Below are 20,701 nucleotides of genomic sequence, written 5' to 3'. Positions count from 1 at the left end.
CCGGGGGCCGGTGGGCGCAGGACGCACCCGCCGGCCCCCGGCCGTCGTCCGTCACACCAGGAGCTTCTCCTTGGCCTTCTGGTACTCCTCGTCCGAGATGGCGCCCCGGTCCCTCAGGTCCGCCAGCTTGGCCAGGTCGTCGACGTGGCTGCGGCCCGCACCGGGACCGGTGGCGGTGCCGACGCCGGTGGCGGTGGCGCCGACGCCGCCCGGCGCCGACCCGGCCGCGTCCCGGATGTAGGCCCTGAACGCGTCCTCGGACCGCTGCGCCTGTTCGACGTCCCGTCTGCCCATCGACTGCCCGCGGGCGATCAGGTAGGCGAGGACGCCGATCAGCGGTAGGACGATCACCAGGACCAGCCAGCCGGCCTTGCCCCAGCCGCTGAGGTCGTGGCTGCGGAAGATGTCCGTGATGATCTTGAACAGCAGGAAGAACCAGAGGATCCAGAGGAACAGCTCCAGCATCGTCCAGAAGATGTTGAGCACCGGGTAGTCCACGGCCAGCAGTTTGGTCTCCATGGCCGAGTCATATCACCGCAAAACGGACACGACTCTCCGTTGTTCGGCTGTTCCGGTGGTCTTCCGCCCCGACGGGAATATCCGCTCCGACGGGAATGTCCGCGGCGCGGGAAGGCCGCGGGGGCCTCCGGGAGGGGGCCTCAGCCGAGCCCGGCCCGCCGCCGCAGCTCCACCGCCAGCTCGACCAGCTCGCCCCACCAGGCGTCGTGCCCGGCCAGCAGCAGCCGCCGGGCCTCCGCGGGCGCCACCGGCCGCACCTCGACCACCTGCTCGCCGTCCGCCGGGTTGGTCGGCGCGGAGTCCAGCGCGACCTCGGCCCAGCCCCACAGCCAGGCCTTCTCCGGGTGCGGCTGCCACGGCCGGTACGGCACCGGGTCCTCGGTGCGGCAGCGGTGCGCGCCCAGCCAGTACGGCTCGCCGAGCAGCCGGGCGCCGGCCTCCTCCCGCAGCTCGCGGGCGAGGCAGGAGGGGATGCTCTCGTCCTGCTCCCGGGTGCCGCCGGGCAGGAACCAGTGGTCCCGGTCGTCACGGCAGAGCACCACCCGGCCGTCCACGAAGCCGACCAGGTGGATGTTGGTGACCAGCGCGTCCGGCGGCAGCTCGGTGGAGAACTGTGCGTCGAACCGCCCCCAACCCCAGTACTGCGGCGCGTGCAACGCGGGGAACAGCGAGGCGAGTTCGGCGGATCTGGCGGAGGCGTCGGCGCGGTCCGTGGTGTCGGTCATTCGGTGATGGTAGTGCCGGCCGGGAAACGGCGGGGGGCGGTCGGATGGACGAGGGCGATGTCGGGGGTGGAGGTGGCGCGTGGGAGGCGTGGGCGCGGGCCCTCGGCCGCGACGCCGACCCAACTGCCGAGGGAGATCTCGGCGGTGATGCCCGGTCCGAAGCCGGCGATCAGCCCGGTGGTGCCCTCGGGCACGCCGCCGTCGGCGAACAGCCGGGCCAGCGCGTCGAAGACCACGGCGCTGGCGATGTTGCCGCGTTCGGTGAGCGTCGCCCGGCTGTAGCGGAAGGTGGCCGGCTCCAGGTTGAGGAAGCGGCAGAGGTCGTCCAGGATGCGGGGGCCGCCCGCGTGCACGATGTAGAAGCCGAGTCCGGAGACGTCCCAGCCGTGGTCCCCGGCCAGGCCGCGCAGCGCGGGCGCGAGCATCTCCATGGTGCCGGGCACCCGCTTGTCCAGCTGGAAGTGGAAGCCGGTGTCCTTCACCCCGTACGAGATCCAGTCAACGGTGTGCGGGACGAGGTGCGAGCCGTTGCGCTCGACCTGGACGCCGTGTCCGCCGTTGCCGCGCATCACCACCGCGGCGACGGCGTCCCCGAACAGGCCGTTGGAGAGCAGCGAGCCGACGCCGAGGTCGGTCGGCTGGTAGCAGAGCGAGCAGAACTCGCAGGCGACGATCAGCACGTTGGCGCCCGGGTAGGCGCGGCAGAAGTCGTGCGCCCGGTTGACGGCGGCGCCGCCGGCCGCGCAGCCGAGCTGGGCGATCGGCACCTGGCGGGTGTCGGAGCGGAAGCCCATGGTGTTGATCAGCCAGGCGGTCATCGACGGCATCATGAAGCCGGTGCACGAGACGTAGACGATCAGGTCGATGTCCTGGGCGGTCAACTCACCGTGGGCGAGGGCCCGTTCGACCACCTCGGGGACGCGCCGCTTGGCCTCCCGCTCGTACACCTCGTTGCGGATCGTGAAGCCCGGGTGGGTGAGTGTCCGCTCGATCGGCTGGACCAGGTGCCGGGTGCGCACCCCGGTGTTCTCGATCAGCCGCAGCGCCAGGCCGAGCTGGGGGTGGCCGGCGTGCAGGGTGCGCGCGAGGTCGAGGGTCTCGTCGAGGGTGATGACGTGCTCGGGCACGGCGATCGCCGGGCGGCAGAGAGTTGCCATGGTGCGGGTCTCCCCAGTGCTGCGGGAACGGTGGGTTGGAGGGGAGGCGGTTACCAGGCCACCGGCAGGGTGCGCGGGAAGCGCCAGATCGAGCCGGAGTTCCAGTCGAGTTCGGACGGCTCGACGGCCAGCCGCAGGCCGGGGAAGCGGCGCAGCAGGGTGCCGATGGCGACCTGCAGCTCCATCCGGGCCAGGTGCGAGCCGAGGCAGTGGTGCTGGCCGTAGCCGAAGGCCATGTGGGTGGGCGCGCCGCGGTCGAGGTCCAGCTCGTCGGGGCGTTCGTAGAAGGCCGGGTCCCGGTTGGCGGTGAGGTAGGAGACGTGCACGGCCTCGCCGGCCCGGATCAGCACGCCGCCCAGTTCGACGTCCTCGGTGGCGACCCGGGCGATGCCGACGCCCTGGCGGAACGGGATGAAGCGCAGCAGCTCTTCCAGGGCGCTCGGCAGCGTCTCGGGGCGGGCGCGCAGCTTCGCGAGCTGTTCGGGGTGGGTGAGCAGGGTGTAGGTGAGGTTGCCGAGCTGGTACGTGCTGGTGTCGTGGCCGGTGACCAGCAGGACCATCGCCATGACGGTCAGTTCGTCCGGGTCGAGCAGTTCGTCGCCGTCGCGGGCGGTGGCCAGGGCGCTGATCAGGTCCTCGCGGGGGTGCGCCCGGCGTTCGGCGGTCAGCTCGGTGAAGTAGCCGCGCAGCGCGGTCTTGGCGGCCTCCTGGCCGTCCCGGCTGCCCGGGCCCATCCGCATCATGGCGACCGCGTGGCCGCGCAGTTCGGCGCGGTCGGCGGCGGGGATGTCCAGCAGTTCGCAGATGGTGGTGAGCGGGAGGCGGTTGGCCAGGAAGTGCATCAGGTCGGCGGGGGCGCCGTGTTCGGTCATCTCGTCGAAGTAGCCGTCGACGGTGCGCTGGGTGGCCGGGCGCATCCGCTCGACCTGGCGGTTGGTGAAGCCCTGGGCGACCAGCCGGCGCAGCCGGTTGTGGGCGGGCGGGTCCATCAGGTTGATCGCCTCGGCCTGGGCGATCGGGGCGGGCGTCATCCGGGGCAGGTCGCGGCCGATGCCCCCGGCGCGGCTGAACCGGCGGTCGGTGGTGACCAGTTTGACGTCCTCGTAGCGGGTGGCCAGCCAGGCCTCGCCCTCGCCGTACGGCAGCCGGATCCTGGCGACCGGGGCTTCGGTGAGCAGCCGCTTCAGGAGGGGGTCGAACTCCAGGCCGTCGGTGTGGTGGAAGGGGCAGTCCCACACGGGGGCGGTGGTGGTCACGGGCCGGTCCAAGTGTTCTCGTCATGCCGGTGGCGGTGCCCGAGGCGTCGGTCCTGTTCGGGCGTGGACATGCAGATGGTGCCCCATGAACTGGCAAAAAGGCGGATTCGGCGAAGAGTTAGCTCTAAGGAGTGAGATTCGGATGATAGTCACGCGAATTGGGGCACGGTGCGGGCGAGTTGGCGGTCAGCCGCCCGGTGCCACCAGCCCGGTCTCGTAGGCGAGCACCACCGCCTGCGCCCGGTCGCGCAGGTGGAGCTTGGCGAAGATCCGGGCGACGTGGGTCTTCACCGTCGACTCGCTGAGGGTGAGTTCGCGCGCCAGCTCGGTGTTGGACAGCCCGCGCCCGAGCAGCGTGAGCACCTCCGCCTCGCGCGGGGTGAGCGGGGCGAGGTCCCGGTGCAGCGGCGGGCCGTCGGCGCCGGGGGCCGGGCGCGGGGCGCCGGCCGCGAAGCGCTCGACCAGGCGCCGGGTGATCGAGGGCGCGAGCAGCGCGTCGCCGGTGTCCACCAGCCGTACGGCGGCGGCGAGATGGGCCGAGGTGACGTCCTTGAGCAGGAAGCCGCTGGCCCCGGCGGACAGCGCGGCGTAGACGTAGTGGTCCAGGTCGAAGGTGGTCAGCATGATCACCCGGCAGTCCGGCACCTGGGCCAGGATGCGCCGGGCGGCCTCCAGGCCGTCCGTGCCGGGCATCCGGATGTCCAGCAGGGCGACGTCCGGGCGGTGCAGCACGGCGGCGGCCACCGCCTCGGCGCCGTCGGCGGCCTCGGCGACCACGTCGATGCCGCGTGCGGTGAGGATCATCCGGAAGCCGGTGCGGACCAGCTCCTGGTCGTCGGCGATCACCACGCGCGGGCGGCGCGGCTCGTCGTGCTCCACGGGGCCCGCCGTCACGGCCGGTCCAGCGGGATGCGGGCGCGGACCCGGAAGCCGCCGCCGAGCCGGCGCCGGGCGTCCAGGTCCCCGCCGTACACCGCGACGCGCTCGCGCAGACCGATCAGCCCGCGCCCGGCGCCGTCGGCCGGTCGTGGCGCCGGTCGTGGCGCCGGTCGTGGCGTGGGCGGTGGCGTCGGCCCTGTCGTCGGCCGTGAGGACGGCCGCGGGGCCGGGCCGGGCGCCCCGGAGAGCACGCTCGGGCCGCTGTTGAGCACCTCCACCCGCAGGTAGTGGTCCGCGTAGCGCACCGTCACCTCCGCCGTCACCCCGTCCCCGTGCTTGAGCGCATTGGTCAGTGCCTCCTGGACGATCCGGTACGCCGTCACGTCGATGCCGCCGGGCAGCGGCCGCGGCTCGCCGGAGATCCGCACCTCGACCGGCAGCCCGGCGAAGGCGAACCGGTCGATCAGCGGGCTCAGCCGGCTCAGGCTGGGCTGTGGCGTGAAGCCGTCCGCGGCCGGTTCCTCGGCACCGTCGGCGGCGGGGGCGAGCAGGCCGAGCAGGTGCCGCAGTTCGGTCATGGTGTCCCGCCCGGCCGCCTCGACCGCCGCCATCGCGGCCGCCGCCTCCGCGGGCATGGTGGCCAGCACCTCGCGCGCGGCCCCGGCCTGCACCACCATCAGGCTCACGTTGTGGCTCACGATGTCGTGCAACTCGGCGGCGATCCGGGCCCGTTCGGCGTCCACGGCGGTGCGGGCGGCGCTCTCCCGCTCCCGTTCCAGCAGCCAGCCGCGCTCGCCGACGGCCGTCCGGTGCCGCCGTCGCGCCCGGGCGAGCGCCACCGCCAGCCACCCGGCCGCGCTGCTCGCCGCAGCGGCCGTCGCGGCCGCCGCCCAGTCCCACCCCGTTCCCCACACGGCGCCAGCCTCCCAGGTCAGGGCGTGGTCCACATCATCCGGGGGTGCCGCCTCCGTACATCCCGGGTACTACGGCCGCCCGCGGTTACACCCGGGGTGGGACGTACCGGTGGCGCCCCCGCCCCTACGGTCGTCCACCATGAGCAACCACGACGGGACCTCCGGGCCGGGCGACGCGCAGGTCGTCGTCCAGCTGTCCGGGGTGCACAAGGAGTTCGGCGACGCCAAGGCGCTCGACGGCGTCGACCTGCGGATCCGCGCGGGCGAGGCGGTCGCCGTGATGGGCCCCTCGGGGTGCGGCAAGTCCACCCTGCTGAACATGGTGGCCGGACTGGACCGGCCCACCGCCGGCACCGTCCGGGTGCAGGGGCAGGACCTCGGGCGGCTGAACGAGACCGGACTGGCGCTGTTCCGCCGCCGCCACATCGGCATGGTCTTCCAGTTCTTCAACCTGATCGACGACCTCCCCGCCCTCGACAACGTCGCCCTGGCCGCGCAGCTGACCGGCACCAGCGCCCGGCAGGCCCGCCGCCGGGCCCTGGAACTGCTGGACGAACTCGGCGTCGCCCACCGCAAGGACGTCTACCCGGCCGCGCTCAGCGGCGGCGAACGCCAGCGGGTCGCGGTGGCCCGGGCCCTGATGAACCGCCCGGCGCTGCTGCTCGCGGACGAGCCCACCGGCGCGCTGGACAGCCGCTCGGGCGAGCAGGTGATGGACCTGCTGATCGACCTCAACCAGATCGGCCAGACGCTGCTGATCGTCACCCACGACCCCGCCCTGGCCACCCGCTGCGCCAGCCGGCTGGTCGAGGTGGCGGACGGCCGCGTGGCGCGCGAGCGGATGCTGGAGGCGCAGTCGTGAACGAGCGACGCGGGACGACCGTCGAGAGGCGCGCGTTGCGCGGAGCGCCCGCCGAGCGCGGCGAGGTGGGCGCATGACCGGGGCCGTCTGGCGCGCCTCCCGGGCCGCCGTGAAGCGCCGCCGGGTGCAGACCCTCGTGATCGGCCTGGTCGTCTTCTGCTCCACCACGACCGTGCTGCTCGCCCTGGCGGTGATCAGCGCCGCCCGGGCCCCCTTCGACGCGGCCTTCGGCGGCCAGCGCGGGGCGCACGTCGTGGCGGCCTTCGACCCGGCCAGGGTCTCGGCGGAGCAGCTGGCCGCCACCGCCCACCGGCCGGGCGTCGAGGCCGCCGCCGGGCCGTTCGACCAGGCCGTGGTGGACATCCCGACCGACTGGGCCGGCCACCCGCCCGGTCCGCTGACCCTGGTCGGCCGGGCCGACCCGGCCGGGCCGGTGGACCGGGTGGAACTGCTGTCCGGCCGCTGGGCCGCCGCACCCGGCGAGGTGGTCGTCAACAGCCCCTTCGGGGGCGCCGCGGCCAGGCTGCTGGGACAGCCGGTCACCACCAGCACCGGCCTGAAGCTCACCATGGTCGGCTTCGCCACCAGCATGAGCCAGAGCGCCGGCGGCTGGGTCACCCCCGAGCAGGCGGCCGCCCTGCACCCCACCGGCCGGCAGATGCTCTACCGCTTCACCGCCGCCGGCGGAGACGCCGGCGCCGACGGCGAGCGGGAGCTCACCGCCGCCCTGGCCACGGCCACCGAGGGCCTGCCCCGGGACGCGGTCGTCAGCGCGCAGTCGTACCTGGTGCTCAAGCAGGCCTTCTCGGCGGGCGCCGACGCCTACCTCCCGCTGATGACGGTCTTCGGCGTGCTCGGGCTGGTGGTCTCCGCGCTGATCGTCGGCAACGTGGTGAGCGGTGCGGTGGTCTCCGGCTACCGGCACATCGGTGTGCTGAAGGCGATCGGCTTCACCCCGCGCCAGGTGGTCACGGTCTACCTGACCATGGTCTCGGTGCCCGCCGTCGTCGGCGCCGTCCTCGGTACGGCGGCCGGCTGGGTGGCCTCGGAGCCGATCCTCGGGTCCGCGTTCTCCGGCATCGTCACCGGCACCGCCGTGATCCGGCCCGCCGGCTGGCTGCCGTTGGCCACCGTGGTCGGCCTCCCCGTGCTGGTCGTGCTGGCCGCCCTGGTCCCGGCCGCGCGCGCCCACCGGCTGTCCGCCGCCGAGGCGATCTCGGCCGGCAGCGCGCCGCGCACCGGGCGCGGGCTGAGGGTCCAGCGGTGGCTGGGCGGCACCCGGCTGCCGCGCGCCGTCAGCATGGGCCTCGGCCAGCCCTTCGCCCGCCCGGCCCGGACCGCGCTGACCATGGCGGCGATCGTGCTCGGCGTGGCCACCGTGACCGTGACGACCGGTCTGGGCAGCACCCTGACCAAGGCGACGGACCACCGCGACGGCCGGACCCACGTCAACGTCCAGACCGCCGCCTTCTCGGGTAACCGGATCGAGCCCGGGCTCACCCCGGCCGAGACCTCGGCGATGCTGCGGGCCGCCCCCGGTGCCGAGCGGGTCAGCTCGCGGGGGCTGGTCCAGGTCGCGCTGGTCGGCCACACCCAGCTCGCGTTCGCCGACTTCTACGGCGGCGACGACATCGCCGACCCCAAGCGGCTCGCCGTGGTCAGGGGGCGCGCGGCGACCGGTCCGAACGAGATCGAGGCCGGGCCGTCCTTCCTCGCACAGCACGGCCTGCGGATCGGCGACCGGCTCACCCTGGAGCTGAACGGCCGCCGGCTGACCGTCACCGTGGTCGGCGAGGAGGCCCAGGGCAACGCCCGGGCGTTCGCCTCCAACGACGCGACCAGGGCCGCGCTCACCGACGACCCGCACGTGGTCGAGTACGACGTGAAGCTCGCCGACGGCGCCGACGCCGAGGCGTACCGGAAGGCGGTCTCGGCCGCCGACCCGAGCCTCTCGCCCTCGGTGGTCGAGCCCGGACCGCCCGGGCAGGTCGTCGCCGTCATCGGCTTCACCACCGTCTTCACGGTGCTGCTGTCGGTGGTCGCCGCGCTGGGCGTCTTCAACACCCTGCTGCTCACCGTCCGCGAGCGCCGCCGGGACCTCGGCATGCTGAAGTCCATCGGGATGACGCCCCGGCAGGTGGTGGCGATGACGGTCACCTCGGTGGCCTGGCAGGGCGTGGTCAGCGGGGCCGTCGGCATCCCGGTCGGGGTGCTGGCCCACCGGCTGATCGCGGACAACGCCGGGACCATCCTGTTCTCGGAGGAGACCCTCGACGTCTGGAGCGCCCCGCTGCTCACCGGCCTCGCCCTCGCGGGCGTCGCGATCGCCGTCCTGGGCGCGCTCCTCCCGGCGCGGTCGGCGGCCCGGCTGCCGATCGCGGAGGTGCTGCACAACGAGTGAGCCCGGGGGAGGGGCCCGGGGACCAGCCCGGGCCCGTCCTCGGGAACCTGCCCGGGACCGTCCTCGGGACTTGCCCGGGACCGTCGTCGGGACTTGCCCGGGCCCGTCGTCGGGACTTGCCCGGGACCGTCGTCGGGACTTGCCCGGGCTTGTCCTCGGGCCCGTCCCCGGGTTCGAACGGCCGGTCGGGCCCGTTCGACCGGGCGTCCGCGTTGTCCGAGCTTGCGGAAACCTCCGCCGCGCGTGTCATGGCACTGACGCATGCTCAATCCCCGGTGTGCGGGCGCCTATCATCGCGCCATGGCCACCGCTGAGCTGATCCGCATCGTCTCCCGCTCCTCGCCCATGGCGCTCGCCCAGGTCGAGCGGGTCCGCACCGAACTCGCCGCCCTGCACCCGGGCCTGCGCACCGAGGTGGTGCCCGTCACCACCTCGGGCGACCGCTGGACGGGTGATCTCGCCCAGCTCGGCGGCAAGGGCGCGTTCACCAAGGAGGTCGACGCCGCGCTGCTCGCCGGGGAGGCCGACGTCGCCGTCCACTGCCTCAAGGACGTGCCCGCCGACCGCCCGCTGCCGGCGGGCACCGTCTTCGCCGCCTACCTGCGCCGCGACGACATCCGCGACGCCCTCGTCCACCCCGGCGGCCTGCCGCTGGCCGCGCTCCCGCCCGGTACCCGGATCGGCACCTCCTCCGTCCGCCGGGTCGCCCAACTCGCCGCCTCCCACCCGCACCTGGAGTGCGTGCCGATCCGCGGCAACGCCAACAGCCGGCTCGCCAAGCTGGACGCCGGGGACGTCGACGCGCTGCTGCTCGCCGTCTCCGGCCTGGAGCGGATCGGCGAGCAGGCGCGGATCACCGAGGTGCTCGGCATCGAGGCGATGTGCCCGCCGATCGGCGCCGGCATCCTCGTCCTGCAGTGCCGCGAGGGCGACGCCGCGACCATCGAGGCGGTCACCTCCCTCGGCCACCACGACACCTGGCGCGAGGCGGCGGCCGAGCGGATGTTCCTGCACGCGCTCCAGGGCCACTGCAACAGCCCGATCGCCGGCTTCGCCCGGTCCGAGCGGGACGGCCGGCTCTCCCTGCGCGGCCGGGTCTTCACCCCGGACGGCAAGCAGGTGCTGGACGCCCACGAGTGGGCGGGCGCGCTCAGCCCGGAGGACCTGGGGACCTCGGTGGCGCTGGCGCTCAAGCGGCAGGGAGCGCAGGAGCTGATCTCCTCGATCCCGCACTGAGCCGGCCCGTCGGGTTCGGGCGGTCGCGCGGGGGTGACCGCCCGGCGGTCTCATCCGCTGCGGATCCGCCCCGGATTCCGCGGCCCGGGTCCGCCCCGGATTTCCTGCCCCGACCCCGCCCGGATTTCCCGCCCCGGACGAGAACCGGGCGGCCGTGCGGGGCGTCCGTTTGAGGCGTGATCAGTGCGGTGCTCGGCGGGATGCCGATGTTCTGGCCCGGGCTGCTGCTCTCGCTGGTGCCCGCGGCCCTGTTGAACCGGCCGGTGGGGCGGTTGCTGCGGGCCCACTGGGCGGTGGGCTTCGTGCTGCTGCTCGGGCTCGGCGGGGTGGTCGTGGCGACGCTGCTGCCGGAGGCGTTCCGGCTCACGGAGGGCGCCGTGCGGCACTGCGCCGTGGAGGGCGGCCGGCCGCGTTCGCCGTACGAGCTGCTGCACGTCCGGCACATCGAGTTGAAGCTGGCGACCTTCGCCCCGGTGGGCTTCGCGGCCGCGCTGGCGGGCACCCGGCGGCGGACGACGGTGGCACTGCTGGGCGCGGCGGCGCTGCCGTTCGCGGTGTCGGCGGTGCACTACGCGGTGCCGGCGATCGGCCGGGCCTGCGATGTGCAGGACGTCTGGGACGGGGTGCAGGGGGCTGCCCTGGGGGCGGCGCTGGGGCTGGCGGTCGGACCGCTGGTACGGGCGGTACGGGTGCGCACCGCCTGAGTGCCCCGGACCACTGGTCCCGGGCTACTGGTCGAGGAGCGGGAAGAGCCGGGTGACGGCGGCGACCGGGCGGGCCCCGGCGGGCCGGGTGGCCGGGTCGGCCTCGCGGCCCCGGTAGCGGGCCAGCATCCGGCGGACCTCCTCGCCGACGGCGGCCAGTTCCCCGGGCGTCAGGTAGACGACGGCACTGAACGCCTCGTCCTGCCGCCACTCGGCCGGGGCCTCGGCGCGCCGGGCGAGCCAGCGCTGGTAGCTCTCGTCCTCCAGGCCGCGCGCCAGTTCCCCGAACTCCTCCTCCGCCGCCGGAGGTCGGGCCGTCGGCAGCCGCCACGGCCGGGCCCGCCCGTCGGTGGCCGGGGCCTCCTCGATCAGACCGTAGCGGGCCAGCTGCCGCAGGTGGAACGAGCACAGGCCCGAGCTGAGCCCGAGTCGGGCGGCGGCCTCGGTGGAGGTGAGGGTGCCGTGCGCGGCGAGCAGCTCCAGCAGGGCGGTGCGGACGGCGTGCTCGGGGAGGGAGCCGGTTCTGACGAGGTCTTCGGTCACTTTGCAAAGTCTGCTACTTTGCAAAGTCGACAGCAAGTCCATCGTCCGTCGAGGGAGCGCTCGTGTCCGAGCTGCGTGAACGTCCGACCGTCCTGCGGATCACCGAGGTGGGGGAGGAGATCCTGCGCCGCACCTGCCGTACGGCCACCGAGGAGGACTTCGGCAGCGAGCGCCTGGCGCGGCTCATCGACGACATGTTCGTCACCATGCACGTCGCCGACGGCTGCGGCCTCGCCGCCAACCAGGTGGACGTCGACCTGCGCCTGTTCGTCTACGACTGCCCCGACGACGACGGCGTCCGGCACACCGGGCACATCCTCAACCCGGTGGTCGAGGAGCAGGAGCCCGGCCGCGCGCTGATCGAGGAGGTCGAGGGCTGCCTCTCCGTGCCCGGCGCCAACACCAGGCTCGCCCGCCCGGCCCGTACGGTGGTGCACGGCGTCGACCAGCACGGCGAGCCCGTCACCATCGAGGGCACCGGCTACTTCGCCCGCTGCCTCCAGCACGAGACCGACCACCTGAACGGCGGGCTCTACATCGACCGCCTCTCCGCCCGCGACCGCAAGCGGATGCTGAAGCAGGCCGCCGACCGGCGGGAGAAGGTCTTCGCCGAGCGCGCCGCCAAGGCTGCCACACTGGACCGGTGACCGAGCCCGCGCACCTCGCCGCCGTCCGGGAGTCGTACGACACCGTCGCCGCCGACTACGTCCGCCTCGTCGTCCCGCCCGAGGGCATGGACCCGCTGTCCCGGGCGATGCTCGCCGCCTTCGCGGAGCTGGTGCGGGAGTCGGGTGGCGGCGAGGTCGCCGACCTCGGGTGCGGGCCGGGGCGGGTGACGGCGTACCTGTCCGGTCTGGGGCTGTCGGCCTTCGGGGTGGACGTGTCCGGCGAGATGGTCGCGCTGGCCCGTCGGGCCTATCCCCGACTGCGCTTCCTGCACGGTTCGATGGCCGCCCTCGACCTCCCCGACGGCGGCCTCGGCGGCATCCTCGCCTGGTACTCCGTCCACCACACCCCGGCCGAGCAACTGCCGTCGCTGTTCGCCGAGTTCCGCCGCGTCCTCGCGCCCGGCGGCCACCTCCTTCTCGGCGGCCACGTCGGCGAGCCCCAACTGCTGCGCCCCGCCCAGGCCTACGGCCATCCGGTGTCGTACGCCTCGTACCTCGTGCCGGCCGGGCGGCTCGTCGAACTCCTCGAAGAGGCCGGGTTCACCGTCACCACCAGGCTTGAACAGCCCAACCCTGAGCGGGATAACCGCTCCTACGTCTGCCTGCTGGCCACGCCCGCCGAGCGGCGTGCCCTCTGAGTGCTGTCCGAGCTTCTCGTCCGGGCCGACGTTCGAGAGCACCTCACGGTCACAGCCGGCGCCGCCGGCCAGGAGGCCCGATCCCGCGTCCGTGACGAGAGCACGAAGCCGCCCTCTGAACAGGGCCCGGCTCTCGCCAACCTCGCAGCATGAACGTGCTCAGCCGCCACACCGAGGCCGAAACGCAGAACCGTACGAAGGAGCCGGGGGACACCCGTGCTGAACCCGCTCGACGCTGCGGACGCGGTGGCGGCCGCAGCCGAACCGCTCCAGGATCTGCTCGACGACTGCCACCACGTGGCGTCCATCGAGCTGTTCTCCGTGGTCCCGGCGGCTGGGACGGCATCCGGCCTCGACCGGATGAGGGATCTCGCCCAAGCCGTGTACGCGGGCAGTGGACACCAGGCGTTCGTCGGCCCGCTCGTGTCACCACGGGCCTGGCGGGGCGTCTTCCGCGGGGCGGTGACCAGAGGGTTCATGCAGCCCGCGGTGAGGTACTCGGACCCCGACCTGCGCACCCCCGCTGGGATCCGGCGGGCAGGCGAAGTCGCCGACGGCATCGCCGACCTCATCGAGGCGCACCTGGGCCCCGTCCGCTGCTCCGGCGACGTCAGCGACCCGCGCAGGGGTTGCGTAGGGCGGTGCAACATGCTGTTGGTCACCGACGACCGGGCCACCATCCTGCATCTCGGGATCTACGACTGACCGCGCACGCCCCCGTCGGCTGCGGGCGCCTCGGCCCGAGTGAAGCCGGCCGGGACCGGGGCTTCCCGTAACCGAGTGCGGTGCCGGCCGCCCGGTCGGGGCTGGCACGATGGCTGCCGTGACCACATGTCGAAAGGCAGATGCCGCGTGATCGGCTGCCGCGTGAGCGGCCACGTGAGCGACGCGCCGAACGAGCGGTTCCCCGTGTCTGGGGGCCAGCCCCGCCCGCCCGTATCCACGGGCTCTCCGCCACGGCGAGCCTGGCTGTGCTCCTCGCCGAGCACCAGGGCGGCAGCTACCTCATCCATCCCGGCGGCACCGAGCGAGCCCTCCGGCGCTACCGGGAGTTCCTCCACCCGCCGGGCCGGCGCCCGCTCTACCCGCAGGACTTCGCGTGCTCCTGCCATGGCTGCTCCTTCGTCGACGTCCGGCACGCGCGCGACGTGCTGGAGGAGGTCCTGACCAGGCTGCCGGACCGGCCCCGCGCCGAGCTCCTCCAGGTGCTCCGGCCGCTGGACGCCGCCTTCCTGCGCCGCACCCTGCCGGACCCGTTCGCTCATCGGCGAAGCTGGCGTAAGGAGTTCTGGTGGTACCGCCGCTTGGCCCGCCCCGGGTAGGCGGCCGTCGTCCGTTCCCCGTTCGGCTGGTATGACCATCTGTTAGCGTGCCCGGATGGAGGATCTAGGAGTGGTGGCGTGGCCGCCGGAGCCGATCAGGACCGAGCGGCTCGTGCTCCGTGAGCCCGAGGCGAGGGACCGCGAGGCGTTCATCGAACTGCTTGCCTCGCCGGAGGTGCACACCTACCTCGGCGGTCCCCGCCCGCGTGACGAGCTCGAGCGCGAGATGCCCGAGGCGCCCGGGCGGTGGCCCGGGAGCTTCGTCGTCGATCTCGACGGGGCGATGATCGGCCGGATCCTGCTCAGGAGGGCGACCGGACACCGCCGCCCCGCTGCCGCGGGGAAGGCCGACCTCGGCTACCTCTTCCTGCCGTGGGCGTGGGGATCCGGGTACGCCGCCGAGGCGTGCGCGGCGGCGCTCGGCTGGTTCGACGGCGTCCTGCCCGGCGAGCCCGTGGTGCTCACCACCCAGACCGCCAACACCGGTTCGCTGCGCCTCGCGGCGAAGCTGGGATTCACCGAGGTGGAGCGGTTCGAGGCCTGGGGCGCCGAGCAGTGGCTCGGCATGCGGGCCCCGGTCACGCCGTCCAGGTGAGTTCCGGCGCGAAGAGCCTTCCGCCCTCAGCCGGACGGGCGGGGGCGGATCGCGTCACGTCGGAGGAGCACGGCGACCAGCCTGGCGCCGCACACGCACCGCACCTCTTGGGTGTACCGCCTCGGTCTGCTGAAGGCTCCGTCGGCCCGGAGCTCCGGGCCTGACGGCCCGTCTCGACCTCTGTGCTGACGGCCGGTTGGCTCGCGTGGGGGAGGCGAAGGGGCCTTGCGGTGGACGTGGGGCGGGTGTGGTGTCCGGGACGGTGGATCCATGCTGAAGAACATCCCGGTGGGCGACACCGAACGCCCCGTTCCCCGGTGGGCCCTGCGACTGGCCAAGGCCCTCCCGTTCATCGTGCTGCCGCACTGCCTGTGGCGACTGCCGTTCGCGTTCGACTTCCGGATGGGCACCGTCGACCCGGCCGCCCCGGCCTACGTCCGGTGGTCCACCCCGTACGTGATCGGCCTGAGCGTGGTCACCGAGGCGTTGACGATCCTGACCCTCGGGCTGGTCAGCGGGTGGGGCGAGGTGTTCCCGCGCTGGGTGCCGGTGCTGCGGGGCCGCCGGGTGCCGCCACTCGCGGCGGTCGTCCCGGCCGTGCTGGGCGGGTTGGTCCTGGTGGTCCTCTTCGACGGTATGCCCCTCGCCTGGCTGGGCCTGTTCGAAGAGGTCGGTTTCAGCAACGGCTGGTGGCTGGCCCTGGGCCGGATCTGCACCTCGACGGCAATGCTCTGGGGCCCGATCACCCTCGCCCTGGCCTGGGCCTACCACCGCCGCCGCCGAAGCCCAGCCGCCGCATGAGCTCGTCCCATCTACCCCTCCTCCCCGAGACACAGCGCGAGAAGTCGGCCCGTCCGACTTCTCGACCAGGCCGCATTTCCGCCTGCTGCCCCTTCACCCTGCACCCTGAACCCTGCGCAGGAAGTCGGCCCGCCCGACTTCCTGTGCGCACTGCTGAGCGGGCCTGGGCGCTATATGTAGACCGGCCGTCATATTCGATGCCCGACCCTGCTTAGCGCCGCGCGAGAGGCCGACCAATTTGAAATCCCAGCGCTGCGGCTTGCCTCCAGCGCGTGTAGATCGGACGCCATGTTCCGCCGGGCCGTGCACGTACCTTGCAGGCCGCCGCCCGGCATTTCACTGCGCAGGAAGTCGGCCGGCCCGACTTCCTGCGCCGCGGCATTGCCGCCCGTCTCCCTCTGCGAGGTCTGGCATGTTCGATTTCTGCGGTGGTCGCATCCCGAGGCGAATATGTCGACCGGTTGGTCTATTTCTTGGTGCCCTGTGTTGGTTTTCTGCGTGAGAAGTCGGCCGGGCCGACTTTCTGTGCGCCGGGAAGTGCGTGGGGTGGGAGATATGTAGACCGACCGTCATATTCTGTGGCCGATCCTGCTGTGCGGCGCGAGAAGTCGGCCGGGCGCCTTCCTGCGTGGCCTGCTCCCAGCATCTGTAGCAGGCCTCGTGTTCTTGTTGGGCCGCGTGGCCGGCTTGCGGGTCTGGCGCCTTGCGGGTTCGCTGTGCAGGAAGTCGGCCGGGTCGACTTCCTGCGCGCAGCATCGCCGCCCGCCTACTCGCGCTCTCCGGCCAGGTGCGGTGCGGCCGGCCTGTTCGGCTTCTGTGTTGGCCGCATCCTGAGTGAATATGTAGACCGGTTAGTCTATTTCTGCTGGTCTTGCGTTGGCCTTCTGCGTGAGAAGTCGGCCGGGCCGACTTTCTGTGCGCCCGGTAGTGCGTTGGGATGGGGCTGTGTAGACCGACCGTCATATTCTGTGGCTGATCCTGCTGTGTGGCGCGAGAAGTCGGCTGGGCCGGATGCCTGTGCTGGGCTGGTCTTCGAGTATGTGGATCGGTCGACATATTTCTTCTGGCCGCGCACTCGCGCTGCGGCCCCTGCGACCTCTACGGCCGGCGCCTGGCGGCCCGCTGCGCAGGAAGTCGGGCGGGCCGACTTCCTGCGCAGCGGCGGGAGGTGGTGTGCCGTAGTAGTCGGCGAGGGTGAAGAGGGCTTTCTTCGGGTTCGGGCGGGGTTGCGGGTCAGGGGATGAGGGAGTCGGCGAGGCGTGCGGCGGTGTCGGCGTCCAGGGGGCCGTGGCCGAGCAGGAAGCGGTACCAGAACACCCCGTAGACCTGGTCGGCGATGAGGTCCAGGTCGGCGGTCCCGGCCAGTTCGCCGCGGTCGCGTGCCCTGGCGAGGAGGTCGCGCAGTGCGGTGCGGCGGGCGGCGGTGAAGGTCCGCATCAGTTCGGCGAGGTGCGGGTCGCGGGCGGCCTCGCGGGCGACGGTGCGCAGGGCGGAGGCGGTGGTGCCGCGCTGGGCCGCTTCGAAGGTGCTGGTGACGAAGGTGCGCAGGTCGGTGCGGAGGTCGCCGGTGTCGGGGCCGTGGACGTCCTGGTCGGCGCGGTCGGTGAGGGCGTCGAGCAGGACGGCGCCCTTGGAGGGCCACCAGCGGTAGACGGTCTGCTTGCCGACGCCGGCCGTGCGGGCGATCGCGTCGATGGTGACGGGCGTGCCGTCGGACTCGGCGAGCAGGCGCAGGGCGGCGTCGAGGATCGCCCGGCGGGCGGCCTCGTTGCGGCGGCGCCCGGTGTGCGGGCGTACGGCCGGGGTGGCCCCGGCAGTCTCGGCGCTTTCGGCGGCGTCAGTGCTCACGGCGCTGTCGGCGGCCTCGGCCTTGGACGCCTTGGAGGCCTTGGCGGTGTCGCTCATCGGGTTTCCTCTCCTCCTGCCCTCGCTTGACAAGACTAACAGTCTCGACAAGCATCATTGCCGGAACCAGCGGTCTCGACAAGCGGAAGGCCCCACCATGAGCACTGCGTCAAACCTCTTCGCCGGACAGCACGTCGTCGTGATGGGCGGCAGCTCGGGCATCGGTGAGGCGGCGGCCACCGCCTTCGCCGCGGACGGTGCCGAGGTCGTGGTCACCGGCCGCGACCGCGACCGGCTGGACGCCGCCGTCGCCCGGATCGGCGGCCGGAGCACCGGTCGCCGACTGGACGCGGCGGACCCGGCCGCCCTCGCCGAGTTCTTCGCCGGCGCCGGCACCGTGGACCACCTGGTCGTCGCGGTCAGCGGCGCGGCCGGCGCCGGCCCGTTCGCAGCGCTGGACCTGGCCGAGCTGGCGACCGGCTTCGACGCCAAGTTCTGGCCGCAGGTGCGCGTCCTCCAGGCGGCGCTGCCGCACCTGCGCGCGGACGGCTCGGTCACGCTGATTACTGCCGCCTCGGCCCGCGCCGCCATCCCGGGCACCGCCGGACTGGCCGCCATCAACGGCGCGCTGGAGGCGATGGTCCCGCCACTGGCCGTCGAACTCGCCCCGCTGCGGGTCAACGCCGTCTCGCCCGGCGTGATCGACACGCCGTGGTGGGACCGCGTCCCGGCCGAGCAGCGGACCGCGCTGTTCGATGGCCTCGCCGCCACCACCCCGGTCGGCCGGGTCGGCCGTGCGGAGGACGTCGCCCGGGCGATCCACATGCTGGCCGCCAACAGCTTCGTCACGGGGGTGGTGTTCGACTGCACCGGCGGGGCCAACCTCCCCACCGGGCGCTGAGCGGTCCCCTGTCACAGGCCACCCGTACGGTGCGACCGTGAACGCTCCCGACGTCATCCCGATCAGCCACCGGCCCGACTACCGCACCGACACCATCGGCCGCTGGCAGGGCGGCCAGTTCTTCGCCTCGGCCGTCTGCCTCGGCGTCGGCCGGTACTACGCCGTCCTGCACCGTTTCGACGACGCCGGCCGGCACCTCGGCTCGCGGATCCGCTCGGCCGGCGACGCGGCGGAGGCCAAGCGCCTGCTGGTGGAAGAGCTCGACGGCCTGCCCGGCCGGGAGTACCGGGACATCGTGATCGCCCCGTTCGCCGTGCGCGTCGACGGCGAGATGTTCGGCCTGGTCCGCGAGGACTACGAGCCGGACGACGAGGGCGAGGAGGCCGAAGACGACGAGCGGATCCACTTCGAGCTGTACCCCGACGGCCTCGGCTTCGACGCCCCCTGGTGCGGCTGCTACGACACCTGAGCCGCCGCCGCGCCGGGGCGCCCGGGCGTCACCACTCCGCCACCCGGTAGTCCTTGAGGAACACCCCCGACACCGGGTCCCCGGCCTCGCCGCGGACGATCGGGTCGTAGATCCGGGCCGCGCCGTCCACGACGTCGAGCGGGGTGCGGAACCCGTGGGCGGCGATCCTGGCCTTCTTCGGCGCCGGGTTCTCGTCCGTGATCCAGCCGGTGTCGACGGCGCACATGTGCACGCCCCGGTCGGCGAGTTCGGCCGCGCTGGTGCGGGTGAGCATGTTGAGCGCGGCCTTCGCCATGTTGGTGTGCGGATGCCGGGCGGTCTTGTTGCGGACGGCGAACCGGCCCTCCACTGCCGTGACGTTGACGATGTAGCGGGCGGGGTGCGGCGAGGCCAGCAGCAGGGGCAGCAGCCGGTCGCAGAGCAGGGCCGGGGCCAGCGCGTTGACCAGCTGGGTCTCCAGGACCTCCGCCGGGTCGAGCGAACCGAGCGTGGCGGACCAGGAGTTGGCGGGGGCGAGGTCGGGCAGCAGTCCGGCCTCGTCGGTGAGATCCAGCAAGGAACCGGCGCCGGACGGGAGTTGGGCGAGGCCGGTGACCGGACGGAATCCGGGTGCGGCGTGGCCGATCGCCCGGCGGTCGGCGGCGGGCAGGGCGTCCTGCTCGCCCGCGGCCAGCAGCGCGTACGACTCGGGCGGGCGGCGCAGGGTCTGCGCGGCGTTGTTGACCAGGATGTCGAGCGGGCGGCCCTCGGCGCGCAACCGGTCGGTCAGGCCGATGACCTGGCGCGGGTCGCGGAGGTCGATGCCGACGACGGTGAGCCGCTCCCACCACTGCCCGCTGCCCTCCGCGGCCCGGAAGCGGCGGACGGTGTCCTGCGGGAAGCGGCTGGTGACGACCAGCTCGGCGCCGTCCCGCAGCATCATCAGCGCGAGCTGGAAGCCGATCTTGACCCGCCCGCCGGTGAGCAGCGCCCGGCGCCCGCGCAGGTCGGTGCCAAGGGCGCGGCGGGCGGTGTTGTCGGCCGCGCAGTCCGGGCAGAGCATGTGGTAGAAGCCGTCGACCTGGCGGTAGGCCTGCTTGCAGACGTAGCACTTGCGCGGGAGCCGCAGCTCGCCGACCGGCCCGCGGGGCCCGTCCGCCGCAACCAGCGGCGCGTCCTCGCGGCGGGTCCGGCGGCCGGTCGCGGTGGTGGCGAGCAGGTCGGCGTCGGCCTGCCGCTGGGCCTGCCGGGCCTCCTGGCGGCGGCGCTTGCGGCTCTCCATGACGAAGGAGCTGAGCTGCCGCTCGGCGTGCAGCCGGGTGCGGTCGTGGGCGGGGAGGGCGCGCAGCCGGCCGAGAGTGCGGCTGAAGGCGGCGAGCTCCTCGGCGGTGACGTCCGGCGCGCCGGCCGCTTCGTCGCAGGCCGCTTCGTCGCAGGCCGGAGTGGTCGTGCGCAACTGGATGTGGTCGTCTCGGACCGTCATGTCCGCCCCCTCGTGCCGTACAGGTGGGACGGACTGTAATCGACGGTCCGGAACGATGAGATGCCAATTTCCCCCGGTGGGCAGTAGCGGGAGGCGGGCGGCGGCGGGCGGTGGGGATGCCCGGCGCCCCGTGGGCGACCCGCCGGGATCAGCCCGCGCACTTGCCGAGGAGCCTCGCGAACCCGTACCGCTGCTGCGGGACGTTGGTGCACGTGGACAGCGAGCCGCCGGTGCAGGCGTTGGCGTCCCGGGTGGCGTCCCGGAAGGAGACCATCCCGAGGTGGTACCGCCGGGCGAAGGCCGGCAGCTGCCGGGCGTCGGCCTGGTCGTAGACCTGGTGGTCGTCGTTCTCGTCGATCATCGGGGTGACGCCGACCATGGCCCGCGGCTGGGCGTCGGGCCGCCCTCGGGCAGGACGGGCAGGGTGAACGACACCTTGAGGCCCGGGTGGGCCTGCTGGAGCCTGGCGAGCGCGGCGGAGCGGCGCTCGTTGGCGGCGGTGTCGGCGATGGCCGCGCCCTCGATGTCGAAGTCGACGTAGCGCAGCCCGTAGGCCCTCACCGCGGCGTCGTACTCGGCGAACAGCGCGCCCACCGTGCCACAGACGGCGGCGAGTTCGGTGCCGGCGGCGCCGCCGAAGGAGACCTTGACGTCGCCGCCGGCCGCGCGCAGCGCGTCCACCTGGTCCTCGGCCCAGGCGGTGCGAGGGCCGTAGGCGTTGAACCAGCCGGCCTTGCAGCCGACGCCGGTGACGAAGCCCGTCGTGTAGCCCTTGAGGCCGCCGGCCTCGGCCAGTTCGGGCAC

Annotated in this window: 23 protein-coding genes; 12 read left to right on the top strand and 11 right to left on the bottom strand. The window is 73.5% G+C overall.

What is annotated here, in order from left to right; all coding sequences use genetic code 11:
• Positions 1–51 precede the first annotated feature (51 nt).
• The 6 genes from ACZ5GH_RS08290 to ACZ5GH_RS08265 form a co-directional block, all read right to left on the bottom strand.
• Entirely contained in the window at positions 52–519 is a 468-nt protein-coding gene (locus tag ACZ5GH_RS08290; RefSeq protein WP_464333831.1) for an SHOCT domain-containing protein, read from the bottom strand.
• A gap of 140 nt (positions 520–659) precedes the next feature.
• Complete coding sequence (locus ACZ5GH_RS08285) at positions 660–1,244, bottom strand: NUDIX hydrolase (RefSeq protein ID WP_464333830.1); 585 nt, start codon at positions 1,242–1,244, stop codon at positions 660–662.
• Positions 1,241–2,401, bottom strand: a complete 1,161-nt coding sequence (locus ACZ5GH_RS08280; RefSeq protein WP_387758153.1) for a type III polyketide synthase — start codon at positions 2,399–2,401, stop codon at positions 1,241–1,243. Before ACZ5GH_RS08280 ends, ACZ5GH_RS08285 begins: the two co-directional genes overlap by 4 nt.
• 50 nt (positions 2,402–2,451) lie before the next feature.
• On the bottom strand, positions 2,452–3,657 hold the full coding sequence (locus ACZ5GH_RS08275; protein WP_387758154.1) for a cytochrome P450: 1,206 nt from the start codon (positions 3,655–3,657) through the stop codon (positions 2,452–2,454).
• 186 nt (positions 3,658–3,843) lie between these two features.
• A complete protein-coding gene (locus tag ACZ5GH_RS08270) occupies positions 3,844–4,551 on the bottom strand; it encodes a response regulator (RefSeq protein ID WP_464333829.1) in 708 nt (235 codons plus the stop codon).
• Positions 4,548–5,450: a sensor histidine kinase gene (locus ACZ5GH_RS08265; RefSeq protein WP_464333828.1), complete on the bottom strand. Its 903-nt coding sequence runs from the start codon at positions 5,448–5,450 to the stop codon at positions 4,548–4,550. Before ACZ5GH_RS08265 ends, ACZ5GH_RS08270 begins: the two co-directional genes overlap by 4 nt.
• Positions 5,451–5,589: 139 nt before the next feature.
• Between ACZ5GH_RS08265 and ACZ5GH_RS08260 the strand changes: the two genes are divergently transcribed.
• The 4 genes from ACZ5GH_RS08260 to ACZ5GH_RS08245 all read left to right on the top strand — a co-directional run bounded on the left by ACZ5GH_RS08260 (position 5,590) and on the right by ACZ5GH_RS08245 (position 10,653).
• A complete protein-coding gene (locus tag ACZ5GH_RS08260; RefSeq protein ID WP_387758158.1) occupies positions 5,590–6,312 on the top strand; it encodes an ABC transporter ATP-binding protein in 723 nt (240 codons plus the stop codon).
• A gap of 73 nt (positions 6,313–6,385) precedes the next feature.
• Complete coding sequence (locus tag ACZ5GH_RS08255; protein ID WP_464333827.1) at positions 6,386–8,713, top strand: ABC transporter permease; 2,328 nt, start codon at positions 6,386–6,388, stop codon at positions 8,711–8,713.
• A 300-nt stretch (positions 8,714–9,013) separates the two neighbouring features.
• Positions 9,014–9,949, top strand: coding sequence for a hydroxymethylbilane synthase (gene hemC, locus ACZ5GH_RS08250; RefSeq protein ID WP_387758160.1), 936 nt, complete (start codon positions 9,014–9,016; stop codon positions 9,947–9,949).
• Positions 9,950–10,125: 176 nt separating this feature from the next.
• Positions 10,126–10,653 (top strand): hypothetical protein, encoded by a 528-nt coding sequence (locus ACZ5GH_RS08245; protein ID WP_464333826.1) that lies wholly within the window; start codon positions 10,126–10,128, stop codon positions 10,651–10,653.
• A gap of 24 nt (positions 10,654–10,677) precedes the next feature.
• On the opposite strand, the gene ACZ5GH_RS08240 is transcribed toward ACZ5GH_RS08245, so the two are convergent.
• Positions 10,678–11,196: an ArsR/SmtB family transcription factor gene (locus tag ACZ5GH_RS08240; protein WP_387758163.1), complete on the bottom strand. Its 519-nt coding sequence runs from the start codon at positions 11,194–11,196 to the stop codon at positions 10,678–10,680.
• Positions 11,197–11,258: 62 nt separating this feature from the next.
• On the opposite strand from ACZ5GH_RS08240, the gene def reads away from it, so the two are divergent.
• The 6 genes from def (at position 11,259) to ACZ5GH_RS08210 (ending at position 15,220) form a co-directional block, all read left to right on the top strand.
• Positions 11,259–11,843 (top strand): peptide deformylase, encoded by a 585-nt coding sequence (gene def / locus ACZ5GH_RS08235; protein ID WP_387758165.1) that lies wholly within the window; start codon positions 11,259–11,261, stop codon positions 11,841–11,843.
• A complete protein-coding gene (locus ACZ5GH_RS08230; RefSeq protein WP_464333825.1) occupies positions 11,840–12,502 on the top strand; it encodes a class I SAM-dependent methyltransferase in 663 nt (220 codons plus the stop codon). The genes def and ACZ5GH_RS08230 overlap by 4 nt, the downstream gene beginning before the upstream one ends.
• A 216-nt stretch (positions 12,503–12,718) precedes the next feature.
• Positions 12,719–13,207, top strand: coding sequence for a hypothetical protein (locus ACZ5GH_RS08225; protein ID WP_464333824.1), 489 nt, complete (start codon positions 12,719–12,721; stop codon positions 13,205–13,207).
• A gap of 266 nt (positions 13,208–13,473) precedes the next feature.
• A complete protein-coding gene (locus ACZ5GH_RS08220) occupies positions 13,474–13,824 on the top strand; it encodes a hypothetical protein (protein WP_464333823.1) in 351 nt (116 codons plus the stop codon).
• Between the two features lie 55 nt (positions 13,825–13,879).
• The gene (locus ACZ5GH_RS08215) at positions 13,880–14,419 is read left to right on the top strand and encodes a GNAT family N-acetyltransferase (RefSeq protein WP_464333822.1); all 540 of its coding nucleotides are present in this window, start codon (positions 13,880–13,882) and stop codon (positions 14,417–14,419) included.
• 270 nt (positions 14,420–14,689) lie between these two features.
• The gene (locus ACZ5GH_RS08210; RefSeq protein ID WP_464333821.1) at positions 14,690–15,220 is read left to right on the top strand and encodes a hypothetical protein; all 531 of its coding nucleotides are present in this window, start codon (positions 14,690–14,692) and stop codon (positions 15,218–15,220) included.
• 1,233 nt (positions 15,221–16,453) lie between these two features.
• Here the strand turns inward: ACZ5GH_RS08210 and ACZ5GH_RS08205 are convergent.
• The gene (locus ACZ5GH_RS08205; RefSeq protein WP_464333820.1) at positions 16,454–17,125 is read right to left on the bottom strand and encodes a TetR/AcrR family transcriptional regulator; all 672 of its coding nucleotides are present in this window, start codon (positions 17,123–17,125) and stop codon (positions 16,454–16,456) included.
• Positions 17,126–17,222: 97 nt separating this feature from the next.
• Between ACZ5GH_RS08205 and ACZ5GH_RS08200 the strand changes: the two genes are divergently transcribed.
• Entirely contained in the window at positions 17,223–17,966 is a 744-nt protein-coding gene (locus ACZ5GH_RS08200; RefSeq protein ID WP_464333819.1) for an SDR family oxidoreductase, read from the top strand.
• A 37-nt stretch (positions 17,967–18,003) separates the two neighbouring features.
• Positions 18,004–18,435: a hypothetical protein gene (locus ACZ5GH_RS08195; protein WP_464333818.1), complete on the top strand. Its 432-nt coding sequence runs from the start codon at positions 18,004–18,006 to the stop codon at positions 18,433–18,435.
• A 28-nt stretch (positions 18,436–18,463) separates the two neighbouring features.
• Here the strand turns inward: ACZ5GH_RS08195 and ACZ5GH_RS08190 are convergent, their stop codons facing one another.
• The 3 genes from ACZ5GH_RS08190 to ACZ5GH_RS08180 form a co-directional block, all read right to left on the bottom strand.
• Positions 18,464–19,897, bottom strand: a complete 1,434-nt coding sequence (locus ACZ5GH_RS08190) for an SDR family oxidoreductase (protein ID WP_464333817.1) — start codon at positions 19,895–19,897, stop codon at positions 18,464–18,466.
• Between the two features lie 148 nt (positions 19,898–20,045).
• The gene (locus ACZ5GH_RS08185) at positions 20,046–20,258 is read right to left on the bottom strand and encodes a hypothetical protein (RefSeq protein WP_464333816.1); all 213 of its coding nucleotides are present in this window, start codon (positions 20,256–20,258) and stop codon (positions 20,046–20,048) included.
• Positions 20,255–20,701 carry a glycoside hydrolase family 18 protein gene (locus ACZ5GH_RS08180; protein ID WP_464333815.1) on the bottom strand — a complete coding sequence of 149 codons (447 nt, stop codon included), beginning with the start codon at positions 20,699–20,701 and terminating at the stop codon, positions 20,255–20,257. The genes ACZ5GH_RS08185 and ACZ5GH_RS08180 overlap by 4 nt, the downstream gene beginning before the upstream one ends.

The sequence above is a fragment of the Kitasatospora sp. Xyl93 genome (assembly GCF_055383135.1).
The sequence above is the reverse complement of the archived record's forward strand: the minus strand, read 5'-3'. Positions and strand labels throughout refer to the sequence as shown.